12 protein-coding genes are annotated in these 12369 nt (G+C 61.0%); 6 read left to right on the forward strand and 6 right to left on the reverse strand.

The genetic code is table 11. From position 1 onward, the window contains the following. Positions 1 to 14 precede the first annotated feature (14 nt). Genes HX803_RS23300 through HX803_RS23315 form a run of 4 tightly spaced genes read left to right on the forward strand, consistent with a single transcriptional unit; the run spans position 15 to position 3511 of the window. A complete protein-coding gene (locus HX803_RS23300) occupies positions 15 to 1163 on the forward strand; it encodes an ABC transporter permease (RefSeq protein WP_178923890.1) in 1149 nt (382 codons plus the stop codon). Continuing rightward, on the forward strand, positions 1160 to 1963 hold the full coding sequence (locus HX803_RS23305) for an ATP-binding cassette domain-containing protein (RefSeq protein WP_178923892.1): 804 nt from the start codon (positions 1160 to 1162) through the stop codon (positions 1961 to 1963). Before HX803_RS23300 ends, HX803_RS23305 begins: the two co-directional genes overlap by 4 nt. Position 1964: 1 nt before the next feature. Beyond that, entirely contained in the window at positions 1965 to 2903 is a 939-nt protein-coding gene (locus tag HX803_RS23310; RefSeq protein ID WP_178923894.1) for an MlaD family protein, read from the forward strand. Then, positions 2900 to 3511 (forward strand): ABC-type transport auxiliary lipoprotein family protein, encoded by a 612-nt coding sequence (locus tag HX803_RS23315; protein ID WP_178923896.1) that lies wholly within the window; start codon positions 2900 to 2902, stop codon positions 3509 to 3511. Before HX803_RS23310 ends, HX803_RS23315 begins: the two co-directional genes overlap by 4 nt. A gap of 40 nt (positions 3512 to 3551) precedes the next feature. On the opposite strand, the gene HX803_RS23320 is transcribed toward HX803_RS23315, so the two are convergent. From HX803_RS23320 to HX803_RS32845, 5 genes are all read right to left on the reverse strand, one after another. Beyond that, positions 3552 to 4781, reverse strand: coding sequence for a nucleoside recognition domain-containing protein (locus tag HX803_RS23320; RefSeq protein ID WP_178923898.1), 1230 nt, complete (start codon positions 4779 to 4781; stop codon positions 3552 to 3554). Between the two features lie 98 nt (positions 4782 to 4879). Then, entirely contained in the window at positions 4880 to 6211 is a 1332-nt protein-coding gene (gene gltP / locus HX803_RS23325) for a glutamate/aspartate:proton symporter GltP (RefSeq protein ID WP_178923900.1), read from the reverse strand. 717 nt (positions 6212 to 6928) lie between these two features. Continuing rightward, entirely contained in the window at positions 6929 to 7396 is a 468-nt protein-coding gene (locus HX803_RS23330) for an inhibitor of vertebrate lysozyme family protein (protein WP_176994649.1), read from the reverse strand. A gap of 2 nt (positions 7397 to 7398) precedes the next feature. Next, positions 7399 to 7563, reverse strand: coding sequence for a DUF1328 domain-containing protein (locus HX803_RS23335; RefSeq protein WP_003170804.1), 165 nt, complete (start codon positions 7561 to 7563; stop codon positions 7399 to 7401). A 78-nt stretch (positions 7564 to 7641) separates the two neighbouring features. Beyond that, positions 7642 to 7869, reverse strand: coding sequence for a hypothetical protein (locus tag HX803_RS32845; protein WP_256732919.1), 228 nt, complete (start codon positions 7867 to 7869; stop codon positions 7642 to 7644). Positions 7870 to 8317: 448 nt separating this feature from the next. Here HX803_RS32845 and algB point away from each other — a divergent pair, with 448 nt between their 5' ends. Together algB and HX803_RS23350 are read left to right on the forward strand one after the other, a co-directional pair. Beyond that, positions 8318 to 9664: a sigma-54-dependent response regulator transcription factor AlgB gene (algB, locus tag HX803_RS23345; RefSeq protein ID WP_078740007.1), complete on the forward strand. Its 1347-nt coding sequence runs from the start codon at positions 8318 to 8320 to the stop codon at positions 9662 to 9664. 10 nt (positions 9665 to 9674) lie between these two features. Next, positions 9675 to 11462, forward strand: coding sequence for a KinB sensor domain-containing domain (locus HX803_RS23350; protein ID WP_178923904.1), 1788 nt, complete (start codon positions 9675 to 9677; stop codon positions 11460 to 11462). A 123-nt stretch (positions 11463 to 11585) separates the two neighbouring features. Here the strand turns inward: HX803_RS23350 and HX803_RS23355 are convergent, their stop codons facing one another. Beyond that, positions 11586 to 12362 carry an N-acetylmuramoyl-L-alanine amidase gene (locus HX803_RS23355; RefSeq protein ID WP_178923906.1) on the reverse strand — a complete coding sequence of 259 codons (777 nt, stop codon included), beginning with the start codon at positions 12360 to 12362 and terminating at the stop codon, positions 11586 to 11588. Positions 12363 to 12369: the final 7 nt, after the last annotated feature.

Below are 12369 nucleotides of genomic sequence, written 5' to 3' on the forward strand. Positions count from 1 at the left end.
CAAGCTCGGAGCTTATGACCACACGTACGACGGCCGGTGCCGCCCATCTCGATACGTCCACGACGCCTCCGTTACTCAGGATTACGGGGGACTGGACGCTTGCCCACTACGCAAACCTGAAGAAGCTGTCGGACAAGCTCGACGGCCAATACGACGCCGGCGCTCGCATCGACCTCAATGGCCTGGGCGCGCTGGATACCGCCGGAGCGTCACTGCTGGTGGAGCTGCTGGGCCCCGCCAGGATCGAACACTCGGCCGAACAGACCGACTGTAGCCTCTCTGCCGCCGACCGCGCATTGCTCAAGACCGTCTACCGCTCGCTGAATGATTTCTGTGTGCCGGAAAAAGCCCCGGAAGAGGCGGCCGGCATCCAGGTGTTGGCGCGCATTGGCCGGGCGGTCGACACCGTGTGGCAGGACAGCATGAAGCTGCTCGGTTTTATCGGCCTGATCCTCGAAACCTTCGCGCGCGGCATCTGGCGCCCCAAACGCTGGCGCATCACGCCGATGGTCGCCCATATCGAACAGACCGGGCTCGACGCCGCGCCCATCGTCGCGCTGCTGACCTTTTTGGTCGGCGCCGTGGTGGCCTTCCTGGGTGCAACGGTGCTCAAGAGTTTTGGTGCGACGGTGTTCACCGTGGACTTGGTGGCGTTTTCTTTCCTACGGGAATTTGGCGTGTTGCTGACGGCCATTTTGATCGCCGGGCGCACCGCCAGTGCATTCACCGCACAAATCGGCTCGATGAAGGCCAACGAAGAAATCGATGCGATCCGTACCCTGGGCCTCGACCCCATGGAGCTACTGGTATTACCGCGCGTGCTGGCACTGCTGGTGTCGCTGCCGATGCTGACGTTCCTGGCGATGCTCTCGGGGATTGTCGGGGGTGGCGTGGTGTGCGCCGTGGCGTTGGACATTTCGCCGGCGATGTTCCTGTCGCTGCTGCAATCAGACATTGGCGTGCAACATTTCCTGGTGGGCATGGTGAAGGCGCCGATCTTCGCCTTCCTGATCGCCGCCATTGGCTGCCTCGAAGGCTTCAAGGTCAGCGGCAGTGCCGAGTCGGTCGGCGCCCACACCACCTCCAGCGTGGTGCAATCGATCTTTGTGGTGATCGTGCTGGATGCGGTGGCCGCGATGTTCTTCATGGAGATGGGCTGGTGAGCCGTCTACACCGTGCGCCCGGTGAGGCGGTGATTGAAGTGCGCGGCCTGTGCAACCGCTTTGGCCGGCAGAGCGTGCACGAGAACCTCGACCTGGATCTGTACAAAGGCGAAATCCTGGCAGTGGTCGGCGGCTCGGGCAGCGGCAAGTCGGTGCTGTTGCGCAGCATCGTCGGCCTGCGCCGCCCCAGCGAGGGTGAGGTGCGGGTGTTCGGCAAAAACCTGCCGAGCCTGTCGGAACATGAGCGCTCGCTGGTAGAACGACGCTTTGGCGTGCTGTTCCAGAAGGGCGCGCTGTTTTCCTCGCTGACCGTCACCGAAAACGTCGCCCTGCCGCTGATCGAACATGCCGGCCTCAGCCGCCGTGACGCTGAGCACTTGGCCGCGGTGAAGCTGGCCTTGGCCGGGTTGCCGCTTTCGGCCGCCGACAAATACCCGTCTTCGCTGTCCGGTGGCATGATCAAGCGCGCCGCCCTGGCACGCGCCTTGGCCCTGGACCCGGACATCCTGTTTCTCGACGAACCCACCGCCGGCCTTGACCCGATTGGTGCGGCGCAATTCGATCAGTTGATCCTGACTCTGCGCGACGCGCTGGGCCTGAGCGTGTTCCTGGTGACCCACGACCTCGACACGCTCTACACCATCACCGACCGCGTGGCGGTGCTGGCGCAGAAAAAAGTGCTGGTGGCCGATGCCATCGATGTCGTCTCGGAAACGGACGACGCGTGGATTCACGAATATTTCCACGGCCCCCGGGGCCGCGCGGCATTGGATGCCGCTCAATCGCTAGACGAGGTATGACATGGAAACCCGAGCCCATCATGTGATGATCGGTCTGTTCAGCGTGATTGTGGTGGTCGGCGCCCTGCTGTTCGGCCTGTGGCTGGCCAAATCCAGCGTCGACAGCGCCTTTCAGGATTATGAAGTGGTGTTCAACGAGGCGGTCAGCGGCCTGTCCCAAGGCAGCCCAGTGCAATATAGCGGGATCAAGGTGGGCGATGTCACCAGCCTGCGCCTGGACCCTAACGACCCCCGCCGCGTGCTGGCACGCATTCGCTTGGCTGGGCAGACGCCGATCAAGGAAGACACCCAGGCCAAGCTGGCCCTCACCGGCATCACCGGCACCTCGATCATCCAGCTCAGCGGCGGCACACCCCAAAGCCCGGAGCTCAAGGGCAAGGACGGCAACCTGCCGGAAATCATCGCCTCGCCTTCGCCCATTGCGCGCCTGCTCAATAACAGCAACGACCTGATGACCAGCATCAACCTGCTGCTGCACAACGCCAACCACATGTTCTCCCGTGAAAACGTCGAGCGCTTGAGCAACACCCTGGACAACCTGCAGCAAACCACCGGCGCCATCGCCGACCAACGCGGCGATATCAAGGTGGTGATGCAGCAACTGATGCAAGTGAGCAAGCAGGCCAGCGCCGCCCTGGAGCAAACCACCACCTTGATGCGCAACGCCAATGGCTTGCTCAACGATCAAGGCAAGCAGGCCTTCGGCAGTGCCGAACAGGCCATGAAATCCCTGGAGCAAAGCACCGCCACCATCAACACCTTGCTCACTAACAACAAGGACTCGGTGAACAGCGGCATGCAGGGCCTCAATGAACTGGCGCCGGCGGTGCGCGAACTGCGCGAAACCCTCGGTTCGCTGCGCGCCATCTCCCGCCGCCTGGAAGCCAACCCCAGTGGCTACTTGCTGGGCAACGACAAGAACAAGGAGTTCACGCCATGAAGCGTGCTTACCAGATGATCGCCCCCGTGGCATTGGCGCTCGTGAGCGCGTGCTCGATCCTGCCCAAGGCCGACCCTTCGGACGTGTACCGTCTGGTGCCAGCCCAAACCGCAAGCCAGGGCGCCCCGGTGAGCTGGTCGCTGCGCGTGTCCAAGCCGCAGACCAGCGAGTTTCTCGACAGCCCGCGCATTGCCGTGGTGCCGGAGGGCAACTTAATCAGCAGCTATGCGAACGCCCGTTGGAGCGACCCGTCGCCAGTGCTGTTGCGCAACCGCTTCATGGACGGCTTCCAACGTGATGGCCGCGTGACGCTGTTGAGCACCGATGAGACCAACCTGCAGGCCGACTACGAGCTGGGCGGGCAGTTGCAGGCGTTCCAGAGTGAATACCGGGGAGGCGCGGTGGACGTGGTGATCCGCCTCGACGCGCGATTGGTGCGCGGGAGCGATCAGCGGATTATTGCCAGCCGGCGGTTTGAAATTCACCAGCCAGTGACGGGTACCAAGGTGCCGGCGGTGGTGGCCGGGTTTGGGCTGGCGGGGGATCAGTTGAACAGGCAGGTGGTGGATTGGGTTGTGCAGCAAGGCAATAGTGCTGCGAAACGCTGAGAGCCCTATCGCCGGCAAGCCGGCGATAGCCATTTAAGCCTCAAGCAAAGAACCAGTAGCACACCGCAATAGCCGCAACGACACCCGCCAACTCCGCCAGCAGCGCACACCCCACCGCATGCCGGGCCCGCTGGATGCCCACCGACCCAAAGTACACCGCCAACACATAGAACGTCGTCTCGGTACTGCCCTGGATCGTCGCCGCTACCAGCGCCGGGAAGCTGTCCACACCCTGGGTCTGCATGGTTTCGATCAACAGCGCCCGGGCCGCGCTGCCGGAAAACGGTTTGACCATGGCCGTGGGCAACGCATCGACAAAGCGCGTGTCCATGCCGGTCCAGGCGACCACATGGCGGATCCCTTCGAGGCCGAAATCCAGCGCGCCCGAAGCGCGCAATACACCCACCGCGCACAGCATCGCCACCAGGTACGGCAGCAGGTTCTTGGCAACGTCAAAACCTTCTTTGGCGCCTTCGACAAACGCCTCGTATACCTTCACCTTGCGCAGCGCACCGATCACCAAAAACAGCATGATCAAGCCGAACAGCGTCAGGTTGCCGAGTATCGAAGACAAGCCCGCCAGCGCCGTGGCCGACAGTGTCGCCAGGAAGGCCATGAAACCGCCGAGCACCAGCGCACCGGGAATCAGGTAAGCCAGCACCACCGGGTCCCACAAGCGCAGGCGCTGCATGATCGCCACCGACAACAGGCCTACCAAAGTGGAGGCGCTGGTCGCCAGCAGGATCGGCAGAAACACCAGCGTCGGGTCCGCCGCGCCTTGCTGGGCGCGGTACATGAAGATGGTCACCGGCAACAGCGTCAGCGAGGACGCGTTGAGCACCAGGAACAGGATCTGCGCGTTACTGGCGGTGTTGGGGATGGGGTTGAGTTCCTGCAGCGCCTTCATGGCCTTCAGGCCGATGGGCGTGGCCGCATTGTCCAGCCCCAGGCCATTGGCGGCGAAGTTGAGGGTGATCAGGCCGATCGCCGGGTGCCCGGCAGGCACTTCCGGCATCAGGCGGCGGAACAGCGGGCCCAGGGCTTTGGCCAGCCAGTCGACAATGCCGGCTTTTTCAGCGATGCGCAGGAAACCCAGCCAAAGGGTGAGAGTACCGAACAGCAGCACCATCACTTCCACCGACAGTTTGGCCATGGCGAAAATGCTTTCGACCATCGCCGCAAAAATGCCGGCGTTGCCACCGACCAGCCATTGCACCAGTGCTGACACCATTGCCACGACAAAGAAGCCAAGCCACAGGCCATTGAGCATCAGTTGAATCCCCCGAAAGATGGGGCGAATGATAGCGGGGCTGGCAGAAACGACAAACCCCGGAATTATCCGGGGTTTGTCTGAGCGCCGTCAGCCTGTCAGCTGCGGGTCGCTTGAGCGGTCGGTGCGGCTTCCTTGCTGCGCCAGTGCGGCAGGGAATTCCAGTAGCGCTCGCCCTTGGCGTCGTCGTACATGCCTTCCCAACGTGCGATGACCAATACGGCCAGGGCGTTGCCGATCACGTTCAGTGCGGTACGCGCCATGTCCATCACTCGGTCGACACCGGCGATGAAGGCCAGGCCTTCCAGTGGAATGCCCACGCTGCCCAGGGTGGCCAGCAGCACCACGAAGGACACACCCGGGACACCGGCGATGCCTTTGGAGGTGACCATCAAGGTCAGTACCAGCATCAACTGCTGACCGATCGACAGGTCGATGCCGTACAGCTGAGCGATAAAGATCGCCGCGATGCTCTGGTACAGGGTCGAGCCGTCGAGGTTGAACGAGTAGCCGGTCGGCACCACGAAGCTGCAGATCGCCTTGGGCGCGCCGTAGGCTTCCATCTTCTCGATCACGCGCGGCAGCACGGTTTCGGAACTGGCGGTGGAGTAGGCCAGGACCAGCTCATCCTTGAAGATGCGCATCAGCTTGATCACCGAGAAGCCGAACAGGCGGGCGATCAGGCCCAGTACCACAAAGGCGAAGAACAGGATGGCCACGTAAACCAGAATCACCAGCTTGGCCAGCGGCAGCAAGGAGGCGAAGCCGAAGTTGGCGACCGTCACGGCGATCAGGGCAAATACGCCGATCGGGGCGTACTTCATGATCATGTGGGTGACTTTGAACATGCTCTCGGACACGCCCTGGAACATGGTCACCAGCGGCTCGCGCAGTTCAGGCTTGAGGCTCGACAAGCCCAGGCCGAACAGCACCGAGAAGAAGATGATCGGCAGCATTTCGCCACGAGCCACGGCGGCAAAGATGTTCGAAGGGATCAGGTTGAGGAGGGTCTCGATGAACGCATGCTCGTGCTGCACTTCAGCGGCGGTGGCGGTGTACTTGGAAATATCGACAGTACCCAGGGTACTCATGTCGATGCCGGCACCCGGGTGGAACAGGTTGGCCAACAGCAGGCCGACCACGATGGCGATGGTGGTGACCACTTCGAAGTAAACGATGGTTTTGACGCCGATGCGGCCGAGCTTTTTCGCGTCACCGACACCGGCAATGCCGACGATCAGCGAGGAAATCACAATCGGGATCACGATCATCTTGATCAGGCGGATAAAGATATCGCCCGCTGGCTGCAACACATTGCTGATCCACCAGGCCTTTTCAGCACTGAAATGGTTGAGCACTGCACCGATTGCGATCCCCAACACCAAACCGATGAGGATCTGCCAGGCGAGGCTTAGCTTTGCCTTCTTCATGTCATTACCCTTACTTCAAGTGGACTTAAGGCAAATGCGCCAGCTGGAACGCTCGAGAGCGAAAAAGTGTGAGCATCTGCCTCCATGGAAGGTCACCGCCGCATGGCCGAAATGGCTTACTGGCAGGCGAAAAAAGGCGCAACTATTCCCATGCAAGGGAGCGACGTCTAATGCCGTAAACGCCTACCCTATGCCGAATCGGCATGGCTTTTTTTAATAATAACTGTCCGAACGGTCAGTTCAAATGTGACATTTTGTCCGACAAACATGCCGTGAACCGGCCAAACCCGGCTCGCTCAGAGATTCAGGACGTCTAGAGAGCATTGGCAGAAATGCCTGTGAATTCCGTCGTTTAGTGTCGGAAATGTCTTATAGGCCCACACAAATTTTATCGATAGATGGTCAACCCGACACACCAAGTAATGGTTGGGAATGAGCAAAAACGGAATTAGCGACTATGGAAGACATAGGAGGGAGGTATAAGCCCGTCGCAAGTTCAGCAAGCCTTGGGCTTGTGAACCTGCGTCGCAGCTTTTTGCCTGACCCGGCCCTTGCGCAGGCACTCCCTGTACCCGTAGGTCACGCCGATCCCGATTGATCAGAGCAACCCGGCCCCCTGGTCATGCACCGCCCTTGGCGGGCGATGCAAACAGAAAGAAGCAGTTGGGCTTCTTTCTATGGACGCTGGTTCCACAAGTGCGATGCGCCAAGCGGAACCTAGTACCAATTGGGGTCTTTCTTGAGCTGCTCCATCAGCAGCTTCTGCATGCCTTCGTCCGGCTTACCGAGGAACCGATAATCGGCGTGACGCGTCGGGGATTTGTCCGCCGGCAGGCCGGCCGGGACTTCCACCAACATGGCGTAGGCATCTTTCTTGTCGTAGCTGAAGGCAACGATCAGGCGCTTGTTCAGGCACGTATCTGCAGTTTCGCAAAGCGGCCCCACCAAGTACTTGTCACCGTCTTCTTCCACGGCATTCATTTGTTCGGCCGTACCGGACAGGTTCATCACCCACTCCGGCAGGCGCTCTTCTTTCTTCACCACGCCTTGCCAGGTCTCACGGAACTGAGGGTCCGAGGTCAGCAATTCGTTGGCTCGGCTTTGGCCGTCGTTGGCGGCCATCACCAGGCCGCTGCCGCCCAGGAGCAGGGCGGCAGCCATGGCTTTAAAGGGCAGAGTGGTCATATTCAGCCTCGGCCGCGACGACCAAAGAAGAACGAAGCGATGAACATCACCAGGAAGACGACAAACAGGATCTTGGCGATACCCGTGGCAGTGCCCGCGATACCACCGAAGCCCAGGACGGCGGCCACAATGGCGATGATCAGAAATGTGATAGCCCAGCTCAACATGGTGATTCTCCTTACGCTTTTATAGGGGTAACAGCGGTGTTGCCGTGCAGCCGCTCATCAACAGCGGCTTTGTCTTGCCTAGAACACCCAGCGCTCTTGGATTGGCAGATCGCCAGGGGTGGAATCCTGGTCAGCCACTCTCAGTTGCGGGGCGGTTACATCGGCAGTAGCGCTGCCAACGGAACGGAAATGGGTTTGCGTCATGACTGGCCTTTCAAATTGCGGGGCGTGTTGCTGACTCTGCTGCCAATGCTGCATCTGTTGGCCAATAACCAAGGTGACCATCAGGGCCAGGCTGGCGAACAAGCCTTGCTGCAAGCGCAGTGGCGATACAGGCAATTGGCGGAGGCTTTGGCGAGTCATGCTGTGTTTCTCCCGCATTCTGATTATTGGTTCATGACACTGTTGGGAGAGGTATTGCAGAGCGCATGCCAGGTTTTTTACAAAATAAAACCCAATAAAATCAATTAGTTATAAATGCATGCAGCAGATGACGACCAGCATCCTGCACGATGGCCCTGGATGAGCCGTGCGAAATGCACGATGGTCAGTGGTCGGATCAAGGGATCGAAAGCGCTTGGCGAGTTGCCGAAGTGGCAAGAAGGCATGAAAACGCCAGCAATCGGCGTATTTGTAGGAGACCGTGCAGATAGCTGCGCGAAGATGCCGTTTATCAATCAGAATAAACCATGCAACTTGCCCGATTATTCCGGGACTAAACACCATCATTCATACTTTAAGGAGCGCGGGACAGATGGAATCAGCCAAGGAACTTCAAGGCCGCATTCTTTTAGTGGATGACGAATCCGCGATCCTTCGCACCTTCCGTTACTGCCTGGAAGATGAAGGCTACACCGTAGCCACTGCCAACAGCGCCGCCCAGGCGGACGCCCTGATGCAACGCCAGGTGTTCGACCTGTGCTTCCTCGACCTGCGTCTGGGCGAGGACAATGGCCTGGATGTACTGGCCCAGATGCGCATCCAGGCGCCATGGATGCGCGTGGTGATCGTCACCGCTCATTCGGCTGTCGATACAGCCGTAGACGCGATCCAGGCAGGCGCCGCCGACTACCTGGTAAAACCTTGCAGCCCTGACCAGCTGCGCCTGGCCACCGCCAAGCAGTTGGAAGTGCGCCAACTGTCCGCGCGCCTTGAAGCGCTGGAAGGCGAGGTGCGCCAGCCCAAGGACGGCCTCGATTCCCACAGCCCGGCCATGATGGTGGTACTGGAGACTGCACGCCAGGTCGCCGGCACTGACGCTAACATCCTGATCCTCGGCGAGTCCGGCACCGGTAAGGGCGAACTGGCCCGGGCGATTCACGGCTGGAGCAAGCGCTCGAAAAAATCCTGCGTGACCATTAACTGCCCGTCGCTGACGGCGGAATTGATGGAAAGCGAGCTGTTCGGCCATAGCCGCGGTGCCTTTACCGGGGCCAGCGAGAGCACCTTGGGCCGGGTCAACCAGGCAGACGGCGGCACGCTGTTTCTCGACGAGATCGGCGACTTTCCGCTCACTTTGCAGCCAAAACTGCTGCGTTTCATCCAGGACAAGGAATATGAGCGTGTGGGCGACCCGGTTACCCGTCGCGCCGACGTGCGCATCCTTGCGGCCACCAACCTGAACCTGGAAGACATGGTGCGCGATGGCCGCTTCCGTGAGGATTTGCTCTACCGCCTCAACGTCATCACCTTGCACCTGCCACCGCTGCGTGAACGCAGTGAAGACATCCTGACCCTCGCCGATCGCTTCCTGGCGCGCTTCGTGAAGGAGTACGCACGGCCGGCACGGGGATTCAGCGACGAAGCACGCGAGGCGCTGCTCAACTATCGCTGGCCGGGCAACATCCGCGAGCTGCGTAACGTGGTGGAACGTGCCAGCATCATCTGCCCACAGGAAAAGGTGGAGATCAGCCACCTCGGCATGGCCGAGCAACCTACCAACAATGCGCCCAGGATTGGCGCCGCGTTAAGCCTGGATGAATTGGAGAAGGCCCATATCGGCGCCGTGCTCGCCACCAGCGACACCCTGGATCAGGCAGCTCGCACCCTGGGCATCGACGCGTCGACCCTGTACCGCAAACGCAAACAGTACAACCTGTGAGCGGCACCTTATGAAGCTTGCGATGAAACTGCGCACTCGGTTGTTCCTGAGTATCTCCGCGCTGATCACCGTCGCCCTGCTGGGATTGATCCTGGGCCTGGTCAGCGTGATGCAGATGGCCAAGACCCAGGAATCATTGATACGCAGCAACTTCGTGACTCTGGACCTGGGGCTCAAGCTGCGCCAGAGCCTGGGCGACCAGCTGATCATGATGCTGGAGAAGCGCCCCGATCCCCAGGCACTGCGAGCCTCCAAGCAGCGTTATTTCGAGCTCCTGGACCAAGGCATCGCCCACGAGCAGCGAGATGCCAGTGGCAGCGGCTTCAGCCAGGCCCGCACCGACTACCAGCACCTGCTGGAGGCTTTCGACGAATCCCAGCAAGCCTCACCGCCCCCCGGTAGCAAGGAAAAACTGACCGAGACCTTCAATGTGCTGCGTAACGGCCTGATCGCCGAACACAAGCGCGCCCTGGAAAACATCAGTACCAGCGAGCACAAATCGCGCGAGCGTGCTTTGCTGATCGCCGGGCTGCTGGGGCTGGTCGGACTGGCGGTGCTGATCATCGGGTTCGTGACCGCCCACGGCATCGCCCGGCGTTTTGGTGGGCCAATCGAAGCCCTGGCCAAGGCAGCCGACAAGATCGGGCAGGGGGATTTTGAAGTCACGCTGCCCATCTCTTCGGCAGCCGAAATGAACCAGCTGACCCGACGCTTCGGCATCATGGCCGAAGCGCTGCGCCAGCATCAGGCAACCAACGTTGATGAACTGCTGGCGGGCCAGCAACGCCTGCAGGCGGTGCTCGACAGTATCGACGATGGCCTGCTGATGATCGACCGCCAAGGCCGCCTGGAACACCTCAACCCGGTGGCGCAGCGCCAATTAGGCTGGGACGAGGACCGTCTTGGCCAAGGGCTGGGCGAAGCCCTGGTGCGACCGGAACTGGATGAACAGCTTCAACTGGTGCTGCGCGGCGGCAACTTGGAGCGGGCGCCGGAAGATCTGGAAGTGGAGGTCGAGGGTGAACTGCGCCTGCTGACCTACAGCCTCACCCCCGTCAGCCACACCCAAGGGCATATTCTCGGGGCCGTGATGGTGCTGCATGACGTTACCGAACAGCGTGCCTTCGAGCGGGTGCGCAGCGAGTTCGTGCTGCGTGCTTCCCATGAATTGCGCACGCCTGTGACCGGCATGCACATGGCGTTCGGGCTGTTTCGTGAACGGGCGAAGTTTCCTGCGGAGTCTCGCGAAGCGGACTTGCTGGATACGGTCAATGAAGAGATGCAGCGCCTGATGCAGTTGATCAACGACCTGCTCAACTTCTCGCGCTACCAGAACGGCCTGCAAAAACTCACCCTGGGGCCCTGTGACGTGACCGACCTGCTGGATCACGCTCGCGCCCGCTTTGCCGAACCGGCCAATGCCCAGCACATTGAGCTCTTGGTGGAAGCCCAGTCTGACTTACCTCGCCTGTATGCCGACCGCGCGCAATTGGAACGGGTGCTGGACAATCTGCTGGGCAACGCCCTGCGCCACACCGCCGAAGGCGGTCAGATTCGCCTGCAGGCGCGCCGACACGGAGAACGGGTGATCATCAGTGTCGAGGATAACGGCGAGGGCATTGCCTACGGCCAGCAAGGGCGGATCTTCGAACCCTTCGTGCAGGTGGGCCGCAAGAAAGGCGGCGCGGGCCTGGGGTTGGCGCTGTGCAAGGAAATCGTGCAGTTGCACGGCGGCCGCATGGGTGTGTATTCACGGCCGGGGCAGGGTACGCAGTTTTATATGGCGTTGCCTTTGTAGCGGCAACCGTAGGTGGCGAGGGTGCTTGTCCCCTCTGGGTGCATGGTGCTCATGACAGCCGGCGCCTGCTGCGCAGTCGAACGGGAGCAAGCTCCCTCGCCACAGCAAGCCGGGCTCCTACAGTTAGCTGCGGTTGAGTGCTCGCAGGATCGCGGCGCTTTCCGCATCGGGGGTGCCGTCAAACAACGAAGGGCGGAAGTGCATCTGGAAGGCCGCGATCACATGACGCGTGGCCACATCCAATTCCCCCGTCTGCGGCGTCTGGTAGCCCAACCGCGCCAGCTCTTCCTGGAACCACGTGATGCTCGGCAGGTCAGCGGCGTACTGTACCTGGAACCGGGCGACAGCCTGAGCGTCTGGCCAAACCCCCAGGCCTTCAGCCGCCAAGCGCTTCCAGGGAAACAGCGGACCGGGGTCAAGCTTGCGCAGTGGTGCGATGTCGCTATGGCCGATGATGTTCTTGGGGTCGATACCGTTGCGTTTGCTGATGTCCTTGAGCAGCACCACCAGGGACTGGAACTGCGCCTCGGAGTAGGGGAACCACACACGGCCGGTGGGGGTGTCCTGGTACCCGGGGTTGACGATTTCGATGCCGATGGAGCTGGAGTTGAGCCAGGTGCGGCCCATCCACTCGCTTTCTCCGGCATGCCAGGCGCGCTGGCTCTCATCCACCAGTTTGTAGATAGTGCCCGACGCGTCGTCGCCGATCAGGTAATGGCTGCTGACCTGGCCGTGCGTGAGCAAGGCCAGGGAGCGCTCGAGATTGGTGGAGGTGTAGTGAACAACGACGAACTGCACGCGATTGTCGTGGTTCACCGAGGGATGGCTGGTATTCAGGCGCGGGCCGCTGGCGCAGCCGGCGAGCAGTAGGAACACAAAGGCAAAGCAAAAGGATTTCATGGCAGGA

Origin of the sequence: Pseudomonas sp. P7548 (assembly GCF_013386585.1) — a bacterium.
Taxonomy (GTDB): Bacteria; Pseudomonadota; Gammaproteobacteria; order Pseudomonadales; family Pseudomonadaceae; genus Aquipseudomonas.